Genomic DNA, 19,135 nt, shown 5'->3' on the forward strand with positions numbered 1-19,135 from the left:
GGAGGAACCATGGCCTTTCTGGAACACGATGGACGGACGATTCACTACCGGCTGCTCGGGTCAGCCGACAAGCCGCTGCTGGTGCTGGCCCACCCGCTGGGCATGACCCAGGCGGTCTGGGATGACCTGCTGCCCGGCCTGCTGCCTCGCTTCCGGGTGCTGACCTGGGACCTGCCCGGCCATGGCGGCAGCGCTGCCGCGAGCCCGGCCTGTGATGCCATCACGCCTGAAGATCTGGCACAGGAAACGCTCGCCCTGGTGGGCTCCGCCGACGCGGAACAGTTTCATTTCGTGGGAACGTCCATCGGCGGCGTTATCGGCCAGCAGTTGCTGAGTCGCTACCCCGAAATCCTGCTGTCCGCCACGCTGACCAACACCGGCCCGGTGATCGGCACGCCCGACGCCTGGAAAACCCGGGCCGCGGATGTGCGCAGCAAAGGCCTGCCAACCATGGCCGAAGGCATCGTGCCGCGCTGGTTCGGCCCACTGGCCGCCGCCGAACAACCGGCCCTGCTGGATGGCTGGAAGGTCCTGATGGGTCGCGGCGACGCGAACAGCTACGCCCTGCTGTGCGAGATGCTCGGCCTGGCGGATTTCCGCGGCGCCTTCGGCGACCGCAAAGTACCGGTCACGCTCATCGGAGGCCGAGATGACATGGCTACTCCGCCCGCGGCGCTGGAAGCCCTGGCCGACGCCGTCGGCGGCCCGACACCGCACATCCTCGACCGGGTCGGCCATGTGCCGTCCGTCGAAAGCCCGCAGCAACTGCTGCCATTGATCGAGCAACACCTTTCTTCCTGATTGTGCCCCTGGCCCGTCGACAACTCGACGGGCCCTTTTTTCTCCCCGCCCGTCTTTCACACCCCTGATTCCCCGGTGACTTTTCGCTAGACTCAGCATGCAATGGTCTTGGCGCTCACGGCGCCGAACTCGCCCGCCAATAATAAAAAGGGACACTCACTCCATGCCCTCATCCGCCGTCACGATCGAAGAAAACGGCCCGGTCTGCACCATCATCCTGAATCGCCCCGGAAAAAAGAACGCGGTCGACCGGCCTACCGCAAGCGCCCTGCGCCAGGCGTTCACCGATTTCGAAGCGAACGACGCGCTGCGGGTCGCGGTGCTCTGGGGCGATGGCGGCACCTTCTGCGCTGGCGCCGACCTGTCGGCCATGGGCGATCCGGACACCCGCAACGAGATCGAGCCGGAAGGCACCGGACCCGGCCCGATGGGCCCGACGCGCATGGCGCTGAGCAAGCCGGTGATCGCCGCGGTCTCGGGGCACGCGGTGGCCGGTGGACTGGAGCTGGCGTTGATGTGCGACCTGCGGGTGGCCGAGGCATCCGCCGTCTTCGGCGTGTTCTGCCGGCGCTGGGGCGTGCCACTGATCGACGGTGGTACGGTACGTTTGCCGCGACTGATCGGCCAGTCCCGCGCGCTGGATATGATCCTGACCGGTCGCCCGGTCGGCGCCGACGAAGCGCTGCAGATGGGATTGGCCAACCGCGTCGTGCCGGACGGCGAGAGCCGCCAGGCGGCGGAACAGCTGGCCGCCGACATCGCCCAGTTCCCGCAGCACTGCCTGCAGGCGGATCGGGCGTCCGCCTACGCGCAATGGGATCTGACAATAGAGGAAGCGCTGAAACAGGAAGGGGCCGGTGGCTATCCGGTAGTCTTCGAAGAAGCGATCAAGGGCGCCGACCAGTTTGCCAAAGGCGCCGGCCGGCATGGGCGGTTCGACGACTGACCCGGGGATTACTCGGGCTCGCCCTCGCTCAGCACCCAGTCCCGGAACAGACGGACGGTTTCGTTGTCTCGCCGGTGATCGGGCAGCACAAAATGATAGCCGCCCTGGCTCTGGAAACTGTGCGAGACCGGCACTATCAGTTGCCCGGCCTCCAGCTCCCGTTCAATCAGGAACGGCGGAATCAGGGCGATGCCCATGCCGTGGGCGGCGGCTTCCGCCAGCATGGTGAACAGCTCGTAGCGCTGCCCGGACATGTCCCGCTCCACCCGCATGTCCAGTGACCGGAACCAGTGCCGCCAGGCATAGGGTCGCGTGGTCTGCTGCAATAACGGGTAGTTCAGGATTTCTTCATAGGTCAGCGATGTGCGACCCGCCAGCAGATCCGGACTGCACACCGGCACCGGCCGCTCCCGCATGAACACCGTGGTTTCCGTACCGGACCACTCGCCATCCCCAAAGTAGATCGCCGCATCGAACGGAGTGTCCGAGAACAGGAACGGCCGCGTCTTGTTGGTCATGTTGACCGTAATGTTCGGGTGCAGCGCCTTGAACCGCCGCAGCCGGGGAATCAGCCAGCGGGTCCCGAAGGTGGGCACCACCGCCAGCTCCAGGGCGTTTTCCGTGCCATGATTCCCCATGACGGACAGCGTATCGCGCTCGATCTCATTGAGGCGCTGGGCGACCAGACGATGGTAGTTGTGGCCCGCCTCGGTGAGCCTCACACCCTGACGACCGCGCCGGAACAACTTGACGCCGAGGAACTCCTCAAGCGAAGCGATCTGGCGGCAGATGGCACTCTGGGTCAGCGACAGCTCCTCGGCCGCCTCGGTAAAGCTGACGTGGCGCGCCGCGGCTTCGAAGCCCATCAGGACGGTGGTACTGGGGACCTTGCGACGCATGGCGCTCTCCGGATAGGGTCAGGGCAGCAACTTATGAAGTGAGTTTTATGCACAACGAAATGAAATATTATCGTTTGAGCCCGACGTTGTCGATTCACTAGTATGGCCACACATCAATAATATCGCGCGCTCCCGCATCACAAGAGATACCGCCAACTACACGACATGTGAGGTAAACGAACAATGAGCCGCCCCAACGCTGAATTTGACTGGTTGAGCCCTCTCCTGCTGGACAGCCAGCTTGAAGAAGAAGAACGTATGGTGCGGGACACCGCCCACAACTACGCGCAGGACAAACTGGCCCCGCGCGTACTGGAAGCCTTCCGCCACGAGAAAACCGACCCGGCGATTTTCCGGGAAATGGGCGAACTGGGCCTGCTGGGTGCCACCATTCCGGAACAGTACGGCGGTGCCGGCCTGAACTACGTGTCCTACGGGCTGATCGCGCGGGAAGTGGAGCGGGTCGATTCCGGCTACCGCTCCATGATGAGCGTGCAGTCCTCCCTGGTCATGGTGCCGATCAACGAATTCGGCTCCGAGGAGCAGAAGCAGAAGTACCTGCCCAAACTGGCCAGCGGTGAATGGATCGGCTGCTTCGGCCTGACCGAGCCAAACCACGGCTCCGACCCCGGCAGCATGGAAACCCGCGCCAAGAAAGTCGACGGCGGCTACAAGCTGAGCGGCAGCAAGATCTGGATCACCAACAGCCCGATCGCCGACGTGTTCGTGGTCTGGGGCAAGACCGAAGACGGCAAGATCCGCGGCTTCATCCTGGAAAAAGGCATGAAAGGCCTGAGTGCGCCAGCCATCCACGGCAAGGTCAGCCTGCGTGCTTCCATCACCGGCGAGATCGTGATGGATGAAGTGTTCGTGCCGGAAGAAAACATGTTCCCGGAAGTGACCGGCCTGCGCGGTCCGTTCACCTGCCTGAACTCCGCCCGCTACGGCATCGCCTGGGGCGCCCTGGGTGCCGCCGAGTTCTGCTGGACCGCCGCGCGTCAATACGTACTGGACCGCAAGCAGTTCGGTCGCCCGCTGGCCGCCAACCAGCTGATCCAGAAGAAGCTGGCCGACATGCAGACTGAAATCACCCTGGGCCTGCAAGGCTGCCTGCGCCTGGGTCGCATGAAGGACGATCACACCGCCGCCGTGGAAATCACCTCGCTGATGAAGCGCAACTCCTGCGGCAAGGCGCTGGACATCGCCCGCACGGCCCGCGACATGCTGGGTGGCAACGGGGTTTCCGATGAGTACGGCGTGATCCGCCACATGGTGAACCTGGAAGCAGTCAACACCTACGAAGGCACGCACGACGTCCACGCCCTGATCCTGGGCCGCGCCCAGACCGGCATTCAGGCCTTCACCGGTTAATAGCCCGCTTACCGGATCCCCCTACTCGCACCGACTCCGGTGCGAGCCTCCCCTTCACGTGCCGATGAAGGAGTTATTTCATGTCTGCACAAACCAATGACCGTCCGGGCCCCCTGGACCATCTGACCGTACTCGACCTCAGCCGCATCCTGGCCGGTCCATGGACTACCCAAATGCTGGCCGACCTGGGCGCCCGGGTGATCAAGGTGGAAAGTCCGGCCGGTGACGACACCCGGCGCTGGGGCCCCCCGTTCTTGACCCGACAAACGGAAGACGGACAGACCGAATCATCCGACGCGGCTTATTTCACCTGCTGTAACCGTAACAAGGAATCGGTGTGTGTCGATTTTTCCAAGCCTGAAGGTGCCGAACTGGTCCGCAAACTGGCGCAGTCCGCCGACATTCTGGTGGAGAACTTCAAGGTGGGCGGCCTGAAGAAGTACGGCCTCGATTACGACAGCCTTCGAGCCGTCAACCCACGTATGGTCTACTGCTCCATCACCGGCTTCGGCCAGACCGGCCCCTACGCCAATCGCGCCGGTTACGACTTCCTGATCCAGGGCATGGGCGGTCTGATGAGCATGACAGGCCTGCCGGAAAACGGCGACCAACCGGCCCAACCCCTGAAGACCGGCGTGGCTATTGTCGACGAATTCACCGGCATGTACGCCGCCACGTCGATCCTCGCCGCCATCGCCAGCCGCGACCAGACCGGCGAAGGCCAGCACATCGACTGCTCGTTGCTGGACTGCCAGGTCGCCATGCTCGCAAACCAGGGCTCCAACTGGCTGGTCGGCAAGCGTACCCCCAAACCGATGGGCAACAATCATCCGAACCTGGTGCCTTATCGGGCCTACCCGGTCCAGGATGGACACGTCATCATTGCGTGCGGGAATGATCGCCAGTTCCAGGCCTTGTGCACGGTGCTTGATGTCAAGTCCATCGCACGGGATGCCCGGTTTGCCAGCAATGCGGGCCGGGTCACCAACCGGGACGAACTGGAAACCATTCTGGAAAGCCGTCTGGCCACGGTATCTCGCGAGCGGATCATCAGTCTGCTCGAAGTGGCTGGCGTCCCCTGCGGACCGATAAACACCGTGCCGGAAGTGTTTGCGGACAAGCACATCATTGCCCGGGAAATGATGGTTCCCATGACACGGGCAGACGGCTATGAGATTCCAACGGTGGCCTATCCCGCCAAGTTCAGCGGTACGCCGGCTACTTACCGGTCTGCGCCTCCCAGCCCTGGCAGCCACACGCGTTCAACGCTGTCCAAAGACCTAGCACTGACCGAAGCGGATATCGAAACGCTCGTCAGGTCCGGGGTTGTGGCCTGAGGCGCCCCAAACCGCCCCCTCCCGGAAGACATCAGGATACCGAACCGGTAATCGCCGCAGGCAAGACGCCGCCTGTGGCGACCGGCTTCGGTCGCCGTCTCAATCCCAAAGCCCCCCCAGGTTCGACAACGTCATGACCATCGGATGGTCCCCGGCGCCGTACGATTACAGAATGCAACCGTGCCCCCTTTGCGGGACGGCCATCAGATCCCTCACAGCCGGCGCTCAGACGGGCATCGAGCGCATCCGCCAGCGCTTGCCAGGAGGAGGACAGCGGAGAAAGGAATTCGAAGGAAGATGGGGCAAAGGCAGGAAAAAAGGGCCCCGGATGAACCGGGGCCAATCAGAGTCAGCAACTCACAAGGAAAATGTCATCCATTCGATGACCCACTTAGAACCCGAACTTGATCGTGCCCTGCAGGCGGACCGCATCCCCTTTATCACCATTTACCTGCTTACGCGTGTGGTAGCCGGCTTCTACACCGTAGGTAATGTGGTCATAGGGAGACCAGATGTAGTTCACGAAGGTGCTGGCGTATCGCTCGTCAGAGGTTCCGGCCAGATCCCCGCTTCGGTAGGCATCATCCAGATCGGTGACAACGATTCCGTATCCGACATTCACTGAGCCGGGTCCGGTCGCATAGCTCACGCTAACGCCACCGCCTGTGCCTTTGATCGTCTCCAGGTTGCCAGTGCTGCTGACATAACCCGGTGCGGCAGGGCTCAGGTACAGGTACCCGCCAATACCGTCGCCATGGGTGATGGAGCCACGGATGGTAATGCTGTCCGTCAGCTTTGTGTTGGCTTCCAGCATGACACCCCAACCTGTCGCGGTGTCGTCAGTCCAGGCCGGATTCGAGACGGTTTGCCCTTCGGCGTCGTATTGCAGGTACCGCACCAGGGCAGCCGCCGCATAATTGATCGGGCCGGACGTATTTTGATAACGCACGGTCAGATCCGGAATACGATAGACGTTCGTACCTTCGGCGATTACATCCCCGCCGGCGGCGCCGCTGCCCTCGGGATCCTCGAGCGAGAAGGAGAAGTCGCCCGTCGTATAACGCAGCTGAGCCTGGCGACCGCCACCCTGACCGAGCGGACCGTTGAAATCGACGGTCGGAAACAGGCTCAGGATGTTGCCGAAGTTACTCCATGTCTGCCCGGCCAGGATGCCGTTCCAGGTCCCGTAGGCATGGCGCAGGCGCAGTTCGCCACCCCCGCCACCAAAACCATTATTGCCGTAAAAATCCCCCTCAATCACGGTTTTCAGCGTGTGGCCGCCAACCGGTGTTGAAGTACGGAAGCCAAGCCGACTCTGATAAGCATGCATGGTGGTATGGCCGTCAACACCGGGCTCGCCATCCAGCCCGATTTTGCTGCGAATAATGGTATTGCCCAAATCCGCATCGACGTCATAGATCATGTCGAGCTTGGCATAACCATAGACGTCAATGTCCGTGTTTTCGATCGTCAAATCTGCAGCCTGGCTAGACGATGCCATGAGCATGGTCAGCCCGGCCAGCGACAGCATAGACGTTCTCTTTTTCGTTAGTGCGTGCATAAAGCCCCCTCAAGTGACTCTTCTTGGTATCGATTTATGTCTTGAAGAAGTGGGTTGGTCGTTTGGATTGACCTGTCATCCGGTGATTGCCTAACGACTCTCAGTCGTCATTTTTCTTGGTGGTTCGAGTTAAACAATACACCTGCATGTATTTTTTTCAATACATTTAAAAATGTTTTTTTAATACAAATATTGTGATTTTAAAAATTTAACATTTTGGCTTAAAAAAAATACAAATGAGTTTGGATAAAAGCGACCGGAGAGGGGCATTCGCGCGTGATGAGGGCAACGGGTGCAGGGTGTAACAGAGTAGACTCAAATACGGCCGGGCCCCACTCTGGACGGCATAGAGGTAGGTGCCGGCCGATCATTGAAACATCGGCCGGCGTGCCCGGTTGAGCCAGACGGCTAAGACAGCGACGGCAACCAGGTCACCAGGCTCGGGAAAGCGACCAACAAAAGAACCAACAGGATCGAGCACACGATGTAGGGAATGGCGGCCAGATAGATCTCCTGCATGGTGGTACCGGGCGGCGCGACGCCTTTCATGACAAACAGGTTCAGGCCCAGAGGCGGTGTGGAGAAACCGATCTCAAGGGCAATCAGGGTGATCACCGAGAACCAGACCAGATCAAAGCCCATTGACTGGGCCAGCGGGAAGAAGAATGGAACGGTGATCATCATGATCGAGATCGCCTCCATAAATGTCCCCAGAACCAGCAGGACCAGCAGCATGCAGGCCAGCATCAGTAACGGCGGTAAATCGAAGCTGGTCGCCCAGTGGATAAGACCGCTTGACGCTCCGGAAAATGCCAGGAGCTGACTGAATGTCGCCGACCCGAAGACAATCAGGTAGGCCATCAGCGTCACCTTCAGTGCACCGACAACGGAAAGCTTGAAGGACTCGACAGAAAGCTCTCCAAACACGAGGGCGAGCACAATAACACCCAGGGCACCAAACGCCGCCGACTCCGATGGCGTCGCGAACCCGGTCAGCATCATCACCACGATAATCACAATAACGCTGAGCATGGGCAGGATATCGCGCATGAATATCATGAGCTTCTGGGCGAGGGGCACAGACTCTACGTCATAGGCCGGTGCGGCCGACGGATTGAGTTTGGTTTTTAGCCAGATTGTCAGCATATAGAGCCCAGCTAGCAGAATGCCCGGCACGATACCGCCAATCAGGACATCACCGATGTCAATCTTCGCCAGAGTGGCCAGGAGCACGCCAATCGCGGAAGGGGGAATAATGATGGCCAGCCCGCCCGTCCCCAGAATGGGGCCGATCGACATGTATTTCTTGTAGCCCCGCCTTTCCATTTCGGGAACAAGCAGGGATCCGAGCAACGCCGTGGAGCCCATTGACGAACCACTCAGTGTCGAAAAGGCCGTTCCGCCGACAACGGTTACGTAGGACAGTCGACCGGGGACCCGCCCCATCAGGTGGTCGATCGCGTTGAACATGCGCATCCCGAGCCCCGTGCGGAAAAACAACTCCCCCATGAGCAAGAAAAGGGGAATGGGCACCAGGCTAAAGCTGGAAAGGGCGCCGAAACCATTATTGAGCAACTGGGTCAGACCGGCGCTACCGCCCATAAAATACCAGGCGCCAACCAGATTCGCGCCGATAAAAGCCAGAGCAACAGGGGCGCCAATCAGCATCAGCACCAGGACGATGGATAACAGGAACAGAAGAGACTCGTGCCAAACCATGTTATACGTTCCCGGATTTGCTGCTGTGGAAAGAGTCTTTCGAAACGATGAATCGACTGAATTCGATCCCCATCAGCGAAAAGCTGACTGGATAGGCCACGGTAAAGATCCACATGGGTACGAAATAGGTCCTGACATCGTAATCGCTGCCCTGAATGTTGGAGATCACGAGCTGCAGCCCCTGCCAGGCCAACACGAAGCTGATCGCCGCACAGATCGCCATCACCAGTCTCGACAACACACTGAGCGCCCTGGGTGGCAGCCGGTTGATCGCCACCTCGATATAAACGTGCCCTTTCTCGCGAACGAGCCACGGAGCACCGAGCAACGTCAGGTAGAACATGAAATATTCCGTCGAAGAGAATAGCCATGCCGGCGACTGATATCCGAGGTTTCGAATCACAACGGAGAGAACCACCGCGACCATAAGCCAGACCAGCATCGTGGCGGCGATAAAGGCCATGGCATCGATCAGCCTGTCGTAGAGGCGAATGAAGGAGAACATAGGCGCACCCATTACAGAATCAAAAAGGGCCCGGCAAAGCCGGGCCAACGGGGTGGTTATTCCGCGTCCGGCTTATTGAAGTCCTTAACAAGCTCGTCGTAATTCGTCAGGCCACCCGGCTGATCCTTCATATGCTCACGCATCCGATGGAGCGACGCGTCCTTGGCGGCCTTGAGATAGGTTTCGGCCGCAGCATCCCCCAGGGTGAAGGGCTTCATGCCACCCTCTTCCAATTCGGCCTGCTGCTTGCTGGACAGTGCCTTGAAGGCCTCAGCGCTGTCCTTCTCATGCTTGATGGCTACGCGTTGCAGGATGTCCTGGGCCTTGTCACTCAACTTGTTCCAGCTTTTCAGGTTAACGATCACACCCATGTCCGTTGAATAGAAAGCCGGATCGATACGGTAGTTGAGGAACTTGTCCCAGTTGAGATCGTGCATCCCGATCTGTGTCCAACCGGTCGCATCCACCACGCTGCGCTCCAGGGCTGAATAAACGTCAGTCGTCGGCAGGCTGATCGGCTGTGCTTTCAGGTAGTCGGTAAAGAACGCGTTATATACCGGGTTGCTGCGCAGGCGTATGCCGGACATATCAAGATTGCCCTGCGCATCCACCTTGGGCTTGTTGACGGTATAGAGGTTGTATTTCACCCCGCTATCGAACCACCCCAGGTAGTAAACGCCCATCTTTTCCTGGTGGATCTTGTTAAGCAGATCAATACCACCGGACTTACGCGCATAGATCGCATTGGTGTTGGAAGAGATGAGGGCATCCCGCTCGGGCAACTTATCGGCATAGAAGCTCGCCGCCGTGTAGGCCATGTCGACAACGCCGTTACGAACCGCTGACGGTTGCTGGGAGAGGCCAATAGCTTCCGGTCCGCCCAGAACCTGGATTTGCACAACCCCCTTACCCGCCTTATTCACTTCGTCAACAAAGTCCAGAAAGCTCTGGGTGTAGATCAGCGATGTGGGAAACGCGTGAACCGCCCGGATCACCTGCTCTTCGGCCGATGCATTCAGCGCAAACAACATCGAAAGACACGCCGCAATCATACGCATTGGTTTATTCATGATAACCTCATTTGGTTTTTTATTGCTGTTGGCAGAGTATTGATTTTATTTAAATTACTCTTTCCCCGAGTTGAGCCAGGGGTAGTGCTTGACGTAGTCACGCCGGAACCGTTCGATCTCCGGGGTCCTGTCCCGGGTCAGGTCAATGTCGTCCCAACCATTCAGCAGCTTCAGCTTCCAGGTCGGGTTTACCTCGAACCCCACTTCGTGGCCGTGGAAGGCAATGGTTTGAGCCGTGAGGTCAACCGTCACCTGCCCGGGGTTCCCGGCGAGTGCCTCAAGCACTTTTTCGGCATCCTGCTCGGAAACCAGCGCAGGCAGCAGGCCATTGTTAACGGCATTGGAGGCGAAGATGTCACCGAAACTCGGCGCAATAACACATCGAAAGCCGTAGTCGACCAGGGCATACACCGCCGCTTCGCGCGATGACCCCGCCCCGAAATTACGACGCGCCACCAGGATTTGGGCGTCCTGCGCCGGCTCATGATTGAGGATGAAATCACGGGGTGTCCCGTCGGCGTTGAAGCGGAGGTCATGCAGCAGGAAGCCACCGTAGCCGCTCGACCGCGACTCCTTCATGAAGCGTGCAGGGATCAGTTGATCCGTATCCACGTTCTCCATCGCCAGAGGACACGCCAGTGATGAGATTTCCTTTAATGGTTCCATGACGATCCCCCCCAGAGTTCGCGAATGTCGGTCAGATGGCCATTCAGGGCTGCGGCGGCAACCATGGCGGGCGACATCAGGTGGGTTCGGGCACCCGGCCCTTGCCGGCCCTTGAAATTACGGTTGGTCGTCGAGGCACAGCGTTCTCCGCTTCCAACCAAGTCGCCGTTCATGCCGACGCACATGGAGCAGCCGGACTCGACCCACTCCAGCCCCGCCTCGACAAACACTTGATCCAGCCCTTCTGCCTCAGCCTGGACCTTCACAAGCGTTGAACCCGGCGACACCAGACCGCCAACCTTGCACTTCTTGCCGCGAAGAACATCGGCGGCCGACCTCAGATCCTCGATACGCGCATTGGTGCACGAGCCGATAAAAACACGGTCGACCTGGATGTCAGTGAGTTTCTGGCCGGGGGTCAGCCCCATATAGTCCAGACTGTCTCGAATCTGTCGGGCCTTGGCGTCCGAGCCCGCCTGGAGCGGATCCGGCACAACGGAATGAATGGGGAGGGCTTCTTCGGGCGAGACGCCCCAGGTTACCGTCGGCGCGATATCGCGACCTTCCAGCTGCACGTCGCGGTCGAACGCAGCATCGGCATCACTGAAAAGCGATCGCCAGTACCGTTCGGCCTGCTCAAGAGCCGCACCTTCCGGCGCAAACGGCCGACCTTTCACGTACTCGATGGTTTTATCATCCGGCGCGATCATGCCGCAGCGGCCTCCCCCTTCTATGGAGAGGTTGCACAGGGTTAAACGAGCCTCGACGCTGAGACCGTCGATCACGTCGCCGGCGTATTCAATGGCATACCCACGGGCACCGTCTGCGCCCAGGTGAGCGATCCAGGCAAGAGCGATATCTTTCGCGGTGACGCCGGGCGCCAAAGCCCCGTCAATCCGGACTCGCATCCGTTTGGGCTTGGTCTGCCATAGCGTCTGGGTGGCCAGCACATGCGCGACTTCAGACGCTCCGATACCGAATGCAAGAGCCCCAAGAGCGCCATGGGTCGATGTATGACTGTCACCACAGACCATGAGCAATCCGGGCTGAGTGATGCCCTGTTCCGGTCCTACGACATGGACAATACCCTGGCGCGGATCGTCCAGGCCAATCAGTCTTACGCCATGGCGGCGGGTGTTTTCGACGAGCTGCTCAATGACATCGCGGACCTTGGGCTGCACGGCGATCAGGTCGCGCCCGCGGGTGGGTACATAATGGTCCGCTATACCGATCGTCTGCTCCGGATGGCGTACCGGAAGGCCTCGCTCAGCCAGCTTGTTGAAGGCATGAAAAGAACCCTCATGAGCCAGATGCCGGTCCACCCAGAGCAGACTTTGGCCTTCATCATTTTGGCAGACTTCGTGTGCCCGCCAGATTTTGTCAAACAGCGTCTCTCCCGCCATGCTTCTGCTCTCGATTTCGATCTGTGGCTTGCTTCTTGCGGCATCAGCTCACGGATAAATGTATTTTTATCACTACAACAAATGTATTATTTGTTATACAGATAAAGGTATACCAGTCTTTTTGCCGATGTCAACAGAATGAATGGACGAGAGCATGGGGCCGAACGGAACTATCGCTGTTCCGGCGCCAGGGGCTGCCAGTAACGATCGTCCTCGTCACCTGCGCGGCTCAGATCAATCTCAATGCGATAACGATCCGGGCGGTAAAGCGCGTGCAGATACTCAACGCCTTGCCCGCTCTTGTCGTACACGACACGGGTCAATGAGATGAGGGGCGATCCAACGGCCACATCCAGCGCCTCGGCGACGTCCTTCGTTGCCAGCGTTGCCGAAATGGACTGGGAGGCATGATCGACATACACCCCACTGCGCTCCAGAAGAGCAAACAGTGGCGTCGTTGCGAGATCGGCTTCGTCGTAGCTCAACGCAATCCGTTCCGGCACGTAGGTGGTGAGATAGGAGAACGGCTTATCTTCCGCCAGGCGAACTCGGACCGACCTCTGCGCCCGATCTTCCGGGGCCAGACGCAAGCGCTCGCGAACGCCTTCTGGAGGAACGCCATAACCAAACTCGAGCAAACGAACGTGCGAGTTCTCGCTCAACTTGACCATGTTGGGCAGAAGGTTCGAGACGCTGGCCGTCATGACAGTAGCCCCCACAGGGCGCTCGCAGACCAGCGTCCCCACACCCGGCCGGCGTGTAATCAACCCCTCTTCGGTCAACGCCTCCAGCGCACGGCGCACCGTCACACGCGAGACACGATGCTCTTCTGCCAGCTTTAGTTCTCCGGGAATCTTGGTTCCCGCCGCCATGCGCCCACTAACAATGGCGTCCTTCAGCAGCAGAAATAACTGATGCGACTTGGTACCACCAGGTCCATTAGTGGAATGGGATGTGACCATTTAGCTTGCCTCTTAATTTTCCAGGGTCGTCAGACTTGACAGCTCATCCAGATAGAACATATAAATGTATCATGAATAGAACAATCAGGTAATCAAGTATTCCATCAAAGCGCGCCGCACCAATAAGGAACCATCATGCCGATGATACAGGTCAATCTACTGACGGGGTACAGCTCTGCACTCAAAGATCGACTCGCGCGCGCCCTCACATCGGTGATCGGCGGCATTACCCGGGCGAAGCCAGACGCCATCACCCTCTGGATCCATGAGATTGATCCTGAGAATTACAGTCGGGGAGGTTCCCCGCGGCTTCCGGGCTCCGGCACAACGGACCCGGTGATGCTGGTCCTTGGTTATCTGGACGCAATGCAGGAAAGGAACCTGGAGACGGCCCAAACCTACCTGGCCGCCCCTTTCGCCATGACCTTCCCCGGGAGTGGTGAACTCACATCGCTCGGCGCCCTGGTCGAGTGGTCTAAGGACCGTTATCGCCACATCGAGAAAACGGTGATGGCGACCAATGTGGCGTATGAAACTGACCACATTGTCGTGATGGTTCAGGGCACCCTGGCGGGTCAGTGGCCCGATGGCCGCAACTTCAGCGGCGTTCGGTTCATCGACCGCTTTGAGCTCCGGGAAGACCTGATTCATCGACAGGACGTCTGGAACGACCTGGCCAATAAGAAGCCACCGGCGTAGCGCGACGTCCCGTTTTCATGATCGGCAACGCCGGTGTTTCACGGCGCGGCCACCTCTAGCCAATCAACATGGAAAAGAGTATGCCAACACATCAGAACGCCCTGCCAACGGCGACCCTGAAAGATCGTTTGTGGAGTCCGGGCATTGTTGTCGCACCGGGTGTATACGATGCACTGGGAGCGTCACTGGCGGAACAGGCCGGTTTCGATACCGTGTACCTTTCCGGTGCCAGCCTCGCTTACACCAAGCTGGGCCGGCCCGACATCGGCCTGATGAGCCTGACCGAGGTTAACGACTCCCTCGCTCACATCCGCGAACGCAGCGATCTCTCGATCGTCGTCGACTGCGACACAGGGTTCGGTAACGCCCTCAACGTCATGCGTAGCGTCCGCCTGCTTGAGCGCTCCGGCGCCAATGCGATCCAACTGGAAGACCAGACCTATCCCAAGCGCTGCGGTCATCTCCGTGGCAAGACACTGGTCAGCGCCGGTGAGATGATAGGCAAGATCAAGGCGGCAACCGATGCCCGCCACGATGACAAGACACTGATCATTGGCCGCACCGACGCCATCGCTTCGGAAGGTATTGAGAGAGCGCTTGAGCGCGCCAACGCTTACTATGAGGCGGGCGCCGATATGATCTTTGTGGAAGGAATCCGCTCATCTGAGCAAGTTCGGCAGGTGATGGACCGGCTCAGGGGCACAGTGCCGATAATGGCCAATATGGTTGAGGGTGGCGACACCCCGCTCCAGGATGCAACGACACTCCAGTCCCTGGGTTTCTCGATGGTCATTTTCCCTGGCGCGCTCGTCCGGGCTTTCACCTTCATGGCTTCCCGCTTCTTCGATACATTGAAAGCCGACGGCACCACCGACAACTTCCGTGACCGCATGTTCGACTTCAAGCAACTGAACGACTATCTCGGCACCCAGACCATGCTGGATCTGGGGCAGCAATATGAAGATCCAGTGCGCTGAGACCCTGTACACCCAGATTTCAAGAGGAACACGATGCAAACCACTGACAAAACCGCCAAAGAGATTTTCTCCGACGTGATGGCCAACCCGCAGCGGGTTCCGTTTGGCTTTGGGAAAAAGGCCGTACTGGTTAATGTCGATCCACAAAAGGCCTATACCCGGACGGATCTCTACAAGACTGCGTACGAAACCGACCCTCGCCAACTGGAATATGTCAACGAACTGGCAAAACGCTTCCGGCGCCTGGGCTGGCCGGTTGTCTGGACCCACGTCGCCTTCCTGGGCTCCGCCGAGGATGCCGGCGTATGGGGCACCCGAACCGATACGCCCGATTCCCTGCAAAACATCAAGTACGGTTCCGATCGGGCCGCCTTTGACGAGCGGGTCGATATCGATTACAGCCGGGACGTCGTTTACACCAAGCGAATGCCCTCCGCGTTCTTTGAAACGCCGCTGCAGTCCCTGCTGGTCTGGCACCAGGTCGACACCGTGATCATCACCGGCGGCTCCACCTCCGGCTGCATCCGAGCCACCGCTGTCGAAAGCCTTTCCCGCGGTTACCGGACAATCGTTCCCGAAGAATGCGTGGCCGATAAACACGAGAGCTATCACTACGCCAACCTGACCGACCTGCACCTTAAATATGCGGACGTGGTTAAGGTTCAGGGCGTCATGGAATGGCTGGACAACCAAGCCGGCGAACACGTATAGCAGGCCTGGCGGACCATTAGGAGTGTGGGAGGCGCCGCTGCCTCTCGCATGCCTGTTCCTGATACAACCAAAGGCGGAACGTTATGAAAGAAAGTCTCAGCGTATACGACTACTGGCCCTATAGGGACCGCCCCAAAATTCGCTGGCCCAACGGCGCCAAGGTCGCCTTCTGGGTGGCGCCCAATGTGGAATACTATGAACTGGATCCGCCAGCGAATCCTTATCGCAAAGCCTGGCCAAGGCCGAATCCGTCCATCCCGGGCTACAGTATTCGCGACTACGGCAACCGGGTTGGACATCGCCGACAGATGGCCTTGCTCGACAAGTATGGGATACGGGGCTCCGTCTCCCTTTCCGTTGCGCTTTGCGAGCATCACCCTGAAATCATCCAGATGTGCCAGGAGCGTGACTGGGAGCTGTTCAGCCACGGCATCTATAACACCCGTTACACCTACGGGTTGAGCGAGCAGCAGGAGCGCGACATGATTCGCGATTCCATCGAGACTATCTACCGGCATACCGGTCAGAAATGCGCCGGCTACCTGGCTCCCGCCCTGTCTCATTCAGAACGCACGCTGGATCTGTTCGCCGAGGTCGGTACCGAACTGTTTGGGGACGAAGCTGGCATCTATACCTGCGACCTCTTCCACGATGACCAGCCAACCCCGGTATCCGTGCGCAGCGGCAAACGCTTCATTTCCATCCCCTACTCGCTGGAGATGAACGACACCATCGTCTATGCCGTCAACAAGGTGGAACCACGCCACTACGGCGACATCCTCAAGCGCCACTTCGACCGCCTGTACCAAGAGGGCGAGGAATCCGGAACCGTGATGTGTATCCCGACACACAACTATCAGGTCAGTTGCCCGCACCGGATCAAGGTATTCGAGGAAGTGCTGGAGTACATCACGGGCCACAGCGATGTATGGGTCGCGACGGGCCGGGAAATCGCCGACTACTACATGGCGAATTACTACGATGCCGCACTTGAAGACATCGAACGGAAGAGGGGAGTGTGACATGAGCCTCGACAATGACTACCTGACCTACCCCTGGCGCTCCCATGGCTACGATCACGAGCGATACGACTGGTCCATGCTGGCGGACCGCAAGCCGGTCTCCTGGCCCCAGGGCAAGCGGCTGGCCGTCTGGATCAACACGTCGCTGGAGTTCTATCCATTGAACCAGCGGAGCGAGCCTTTCAAGGTTCCCAATGGCATGACCATGCCGTATCCCGACCTGCGTCATTTCACGCTCCGGGATTATGGAAACCGGGTGGGTATCTACCGCTGCCTGAAAGCCTTCGAACGCTCCGGGATTCGACCGACATTTGCCATCAACAGCCAGTTGGCCCAGCAAACTCCCTACCTGCTTGAGCAGTTGCTGGACTTCGACAGTGAAATCCTCTGCCACGGCTGGAACATGGATCACCTCCACTATGGTGGCCAGGACATTGATGAGGAATCGGAGCTGGTCCAACGATCCGTGGAAACCCTGCGAGAACTCACCGGACACCCTATCCGAGGATGGCTGAGCCCGGCAAAGAACCAGAGCTGGAACACGCCAGACCTACTGACAGCTAACGGAATTGACTACTGCTGCGACTGGGTCAACGACGACATGCCGTATCGTTTCAGGACGGCCAATGGTCCGCTGGCCATGATGCCCTTGTCGACGGAACTGGAAGACCAGTTTGTCATCGGCCAGAACCTGCACTCCGAGGACGCCTGGGTCCAGCAGATCAAGGACGCTTTCGATTTCCTGATGGAAGAAGCGGAAGACGAAGGTGGCCGCATGCTGGCACTGAATGTCCATCCCTGGCTCATTGGCCAGCCCCATCGCATCAGCTGCCTGGAAGCTGTGCTGGACTATGTCGCCGACCGCGACGACGTCTGGCAAGCCACAGCCAGTGAAATCCTGGACGCCTTCGACAATCAGGACGGGCAGGGAGGAGATTAAGGTATGGCCGATGTCAGAAATGATGGCGCCGATATCGCTTTCGAAATGACGCTACCCCTGGTCATCATCGGTGGCGGCGCCTGTGGTCTTGTGGCTGGACTGGCTGCAAAATCGCTGGGTGTTGAGGCGGTCATTCTTGAACGGGACGCCACGCCGCGAGGCAGCACCTATATGTCGTCAGGATTCGTTCCCGCCGCGGGCACCCGGTTCCAGCGAGCGGCAGGGGTCGATGACTCACCGGCGACCATGGCCGACGATATCCAACGCAAGAACCATCATGAAGCCGATCCGGCGATCGCCCGGCGACTCTCGGAAGCGTCCGCCGCTGTCATCGAGTGGCTGGCTGACGAGCATGGCATTCCCTTTGAGCTGGTCGAGGGTTTCCTCTATCCGGGCCACAGTCGGATGCGCATGCATTGCACGCCCCGCCGCACCGGCGAGGAGCTGATGGCCTGCCTGCTGTCCGCCGCCGAAAAAGCAGAGCTCAGCGTGTTGACCGAAGCCCGGGTAACAACGCTTCACATCGACGAACAGCGCCGCGTTCAGGGCGTCTCCTTCGAACGCCCGGACGGCGCGGTCGAGCAACTGGGTTGCGCATCGCTGTTACTCGCTTGCAATGGCTACGGCGGCAATCCGGCTCTCATTGAGCGGTACATTCCGCACATGAAGGAGGCGCTCTACTTCGGTCACGAAGGCAACCAGGGAGAGGCACTGCTCTGGGGCGAGGCGCTGAACGCAAGCATGAAGGACCTTGGCGCGTTTCAGGGCCACGGCTCTCTCGCCTGGCCCCATCAGACGCTGATTTCCTGGGCCGTCATGATGCAGGGCGGTATCCAGCTGAATCAGCACGGCCAACGATTCTCTAACGAGCACGGCGGTTACTCCGAGCAGGCGGCCAAGGTCCTCGCACAGCCCGGAGGTATCGCCTTTAATGTGTTCGATCACCGAATCCACGAACAAGCCATGCAATTCGAGGATTACCGCAACGCCTTCAGCGCCGGAGCCATTCGAACCTTCCCATCGCTGGAGGCGCTGGCGGATGGCCTGGCCCTCCCAACAGAGCAGTTGCTGGCCACATTCAATGAAATCGAGACACTGCAGGAAAACGGAGACGCTGATCGATTCGGCCGTCGATTTGATCCTGAAGATCGTCTGGAACCACCTTATTCGGTGGTCCGTGTCACCGGCGCCCTCTTCCACACCCAAGGGGGACTGGACGTTTCTTCGGAAGGACAGGTCTTGGATACAGAGGGAGAACCACTCCCCAACCTCTACGCCGCTGGCGGGGCTGCCAGAGGCGTATCGGGCGCCGGCGACAGCGGATATATGTCCGGAAACGGGCTGCTCAGCGCCGTCGTACTCGGCGCCATCGCAGGCCGCTTTGCGGCTTCGGCCACAAACCAGATCACGACACCCGCCGGATCCAATCGCTGATCCGGCGACATCAACACCAACGTGTGTTTAGGCACCAGAGCTCCCCTCGGTGCCTCTTTTTTCACTGCCCCTGGCTGGTCAACGCCGGCATTGCCCGAGCAGATCAACCGCC

The 19,135-nt window shown here is 59.4% G+C and carries 18 protein-coding genes; 10 read left to right on the forward strand and 8 right to left on the reverse strand.

Annotation, left to right across the window (positions count from 1 at the left end; translation table 11 throughout):
* The first annotated feature begins 9 nt into the window (after window positions 1-9).
* Both J3364_RS20965 and J3364_RS20970 read left to right on the forward strand, forming a co-directional pair.
* Window positions 10-801: an alpha/beta fold hydrolase gene (locus J3364_RS20965; protein ID WP_349560097.1), complete on the forward strand. Its 792-nt coding sequence runs from the start codon at window positions 10-12 to the stop codon at window positions 799-801.
* Between the two features lie 163 nt (window positions 802-964).
* Entirely contained in the window at window positions 965-1,747 is a 783-nt protein-coding gene (locus J3364_RS20970; protein WP_349560098.1) for a crotonase/enoyl-CoA hydratase family protein, read from the forward strand.
* A gap of 8 nt (window positions 1,748-1,755) precedes the next feature.
* Here J3364_RS20970 and J3364_RS20975 read toward each other — a convergent pair whose 3' ends face one another.
* Window positions 1,756-2,646 (reverse strand): LysR family transcriptional regulator, encoded by an 891-nt coding sequence (locus J3364_RS20975; protein WP_349560099.1) that lies wholly within the window; start codon window positions 2,644-2,646, stop codon window positions 1,756-1,758.
* Between the two features lie 183 nt (window positions 2,647-2,829).
* Between J3364_RS20975 and J3364_RS20980 the strand changes: the two genes are divergently transcribed.
* A complete protein-coding gene (locus tag J3364_RS20980; protein ID WP_349560100.1) occupies window positions 2,830-4,017 on the forward strand; it encodes an acyl-CoA dehydrogenase in 1,188 nt (395 codons plus the stop codon).
* Between the two features lie 80 nt (window positions 4,018-4,097).
* Window positions 4,098-5,354, forward strand: a complete 1,257-nt coding sequence (locus J3364_RS20985; protein WP_349560101.1) for a CaiB/BaiF CoA transferase family protein — start codon at window positions 4,098-4,100, stop codon at window positions 5,352-5,354.
* A gap of 391 nt (window positions 5,355-5,745) precedes the next feature.
* Here J3364_RS20985 and J3364_RS20990 read toward each other — a convergent pair whose 3' ends face one another.
* The 7 genes from J3364_RS20990 to J3364_RS21020 form a co-directional block, all read right to left on the reverse strand.
* A complete protein-coding gene (locus tag J3364_RS20990; RefSeq protein ID WP_349560102.1) occupies window positions 5,746-6,885 on the reverse strand; it encodes a DcaP family trimeric outer membrane transporter in 1,140 nt (379 codons plus the stop codon).
* Window positions 6,886-7,323: 438 nt separating this feature from the next.
* Entirely contained in the window at window positions 7,324-8,634 is a 1,311-nt protein-coding gene (locus tag J3364_RS20995; protein ID WP_349560103.1) for a TRAP transporter large permease, read from the reverse strand.
* Window position 8,635: 1 nt separating this feature from the next.
* Window positions 8,636-9,139 (reverse strand): TRAP transporter small permease, encoded by a 504-nt coding sequence (locus tag J3364_RS21000; protein WP_349560104.1) that lies wholly within the window; start codon window positions 9,137-9,139, stop codon window positions 8,636-8,638.
* Between the two features lie 56 nt (window positions 9,140-9,195).
* Complete coding sequence (gene dctP / locus J3364_RS21005) at window positions 9,196-10,209, reverse strand: TRAP transporter substrate-binding protein DctP (RefSeq protein WP_349560105.1); 1,014 nt, start codon at window positions 10,207-10,209, stop codon at window positions 9,196-9,198.
* A gap of 54 nt (window positions 10,210-10,263) precedes the next feature.
* Window positions 10,264-10,875: a 3-isopropylmalate dehydratase small subunit gene (leuD, locus tag J3364_RS21010; RefSeq protein ID WP_349560106.1), complete on the reverse strand. Its 612-nt coding sequence runs from the start codon at window positions 10,873-10,875 to the stop codon at window positions 10,264-10,266.
* Window positions 10,863-12,278 carry a 3-isopropylmalate dehydratase large subunit gene (leuC, locus tag J3364_RS21015; protein ID WP_349560107.1) on the reverse strand — a complete coding sequence of 472 codons (1,416 nt, stop codon included), beginning with the start codon at window positions 12,276-12,278 and terminating at the stop codon, window positions 10,863-10,865. Before leuC ends, leuD begins: the two co-directional genes overlap by 13 nt.
* Before the next feature lie 170 nt (window positions 12,279-12,448).
* The gene (locus J3364_RS21020) at window positions 12,449-13,240 is read right to left on the reverse strand and encodes a GntR family transcriptional regulator (protein WP_349560108.1); all 792 of its coding nucleotides are present in this window, start codon (window positions 13,238-13,240) and stop codon (window positions 12,449-12,451) included.
* Window positions 13,241-13,375: 135 nt separating this feature from the next.
* Between J3364_RS21020 and J3364_RS21025 the strand changes: the two genes are divergently transcribed.
* The 6 genes from J3364_RS21025 (at window position 13,376) to J3364_RS21050 (ending at window position 19,023) form a co-directional block, all read left to right on the forward strand.
* Window positions 13,376-13,939, forward strand: coding sequence for a tautomerase family protein (locus J3364_RS21025; RefSeq protein ID WP_349560109.1), 564 nt, complete (start codon window positions 13,376-13,378; stop codon window positions 13,937-13,939).
* Between the two features lie 80 nt (window positions 13,940-14,019).
* The gene (locus tag J3364_RS21030; protein ID WP_349560110.1) at window positions 14,020-14,916 is read left to right on the forward strand and encodes an isocitrate lyase/PEP mutase family protein; all 897 of its coding nucleotides are present in this window, start codon (window positions 14,020-14,022) and stop codon (window positions 14,914-14,916) included.
* Window positions 14,917-14,949: 33 nt separating this feature from the next.
* Window positions 14,950-15,627 carry an isochorismatase family protein gene (locus J3364_RS21035; RefSeq protein WP_349560111.1) on the forward strand — a complete coding sequence of 226 codons (678 nt, stop codon included), beginning with the start codon at window positions 14,950-14,952 and terminating at the stop codon, window positions 15,625-15,627.
* A gap of 83 nt (window positions 15,628-15,710) precedes the next feature.
* Complete coding sequence (locus J3364_RS21040) at window positions 15,711-16,649, forward strand: polysaccharide deacetylase family protein (RefSeq protein WP_349560112.1); 939 nt, start codon at window positions 15,711-15,713, stop codon at window positions 16,647-16,649.
* Between the two features lies 1 nt (window position 16,650).
* Window positions 16,651-17,589, forward strand: a complete 939-nt coding sequence (locus J3364_RS21045; protein ID WP_349560113.1) for a polysaccharide deacetylase family protein — start codon at window positions 16,651-16,653, stop codon at window positions 17,587-17,589.
* A 3-nt stretch (window positions 17,590-17,592) separates the two neighbouring features.
* Entirely contained in the window at window positions 17,593-19,023 is a 1,431-nt protein-coding gene (locus tag J3364_RS21050; RefSeq protein WP_349560114.1) for an FAD-dependent oxidoreductase, read from the forward strand.
* The last annotated feature ends 112 nt before the right edge of the window (window positions 19,024-19,135 follow it).

Origin of the sequence: Marinobacter sp. NFXS9 (assembly GCF_040148665.1) — a bacterium.
GTDB classification, from domain to species: domain Bacteria; phylum Pseudomonadota; class Gammaproteobacteria; order Pseudomonadales; family Oleiphilaceae; genus Marinobacter_A; species Marinobacter_A mangrovi.

Excerpts from the sequence above, each read along its gene's own strand:
- J3364_RS20965 (WP_349560097.1), top strand. The coding sequence starts at position 10 with ATGGCCTTTCTGGAACACGATGGACGGACGATTCACTACCGGCTGCTC.
- J3364_RS20970 (WP_349560098.1), top strand. The coding sequence starts at position 965 with ATGCCCTCATCCGCCGTCACGATCGAAGAAAACGGCCCGGTCTGCACC.
- J3364_RS20975 (WP_349560099.1), bottom strand. The coding sequence starts at position 2,646 with ATGCGTCGCAAGGTCCCCAGTACCACCGTCCTGATGGGCTTCGAAGCC.
- J3364_RS20980 (WP_349560100.1), top strand. The coding sequence starts at position 2,830 with ATGAGCCGCCCCAACGCTGAATTTGACTGGTTGAGCCCTCTCCTGCTG.
- J3364_RS20985 (WP_349560101.1), top strand. The coding sequence starts at position 4,098 with ATGTCTGCACAAACCAATGACCGTCCGGGCCCCCTGGACCATCTGACC.
- J3364_RS20990 (WP_349560102.1), bottom strand. The coding sequence starts at position 6,885 with ATGCTGTCGCTGGCCGGGCTGACCATGCTCATGGCATCGTCTAGCCAG.
- J3364_RS20995 (WP_349560103.1), bottom strand. The coding sequence starts at position 8,634 with ATGGTTTGGCACGAGTCTCTTCTGTTCCTGTTATCCATCGTCCTGGTG.
- J3364_RS21000 (WP_349560104.1), bottom strand. The coding sequence starts at position 9,139 with ATGTTCTCCTTCATTCGCCTCTACGACAGGCTGATCGATGCCATGGCC.
- dctP (WP_349560105.1), bottom strand. The coding sequence starts at position 10,209 with ATGAATAAACCAATGCGTATGATTGCGGCGTGTCTTTCGATGTTGTTT.
- leuD (WP_349560106.1), bottom strand. The coding sequence starts at position 10,875 with ATGGAACCATTAAAGGAAATCTCATCACTGGCGTGTCCTCTGGCGATG.
- leuC (WP_349560107.1), bottom strand. The coding sequence starts at position 12,278 with ATGGCGGGAGAGACGCTGTTTGACAAAATCTGGCGGGCACACGAAGTC.
- J3364_RS21020 (WP_349560108.1), bottom strand. The coding sequence starts at position 13,240 with ATGGTCACATCCCATTCCACTAATGGACCTGGTGGTACCAAGTCGCAT.
- J3364_RS21025 (WP_349560109.1), top strand. The coding sequence starts at position 13,376 with ATGCCGATGATACAGGTCAATCTACTGACGGGGTACAGCTCTGCACTC.
- J3364_RS21030 (WP_349560110.1), top strand. The coding sequence starts at position 14,020 with ATGCCAACACATCAGAACGCCCTGCCAACGGCGACCCTGAAAGATCGT.
- J3364_RS21035 (WP_349560111.1), top strand. The coding sequence starts at position 14,950 with ATGCAAACCACTGACAAAACCGCCAAAGAGATTTTCTCCGACGTGATG.
- J3364_RS21040 (WP_349560112.1), top strand. The coding sequence starts at position 15,711 with ATGAAAGAAAGTCTCAGCGTATACGACTACTGGCCCTATAGGGACCGC.
- J3364_RS21045 (WP_349560113.1), top strand. The coding sequence starts at position 16,651 with ATGAGCCTCGACAATGACTACCTGACCTACCCCTGGCGCTCCCATGGC.
- J3364_RS21050 (WP_349560114.1), top strand. The coding sequence starts at position 17,593 with ATGGCCGATGTCAGAAATGATGGCGCCGATATCGCTTTCGAAATGACG.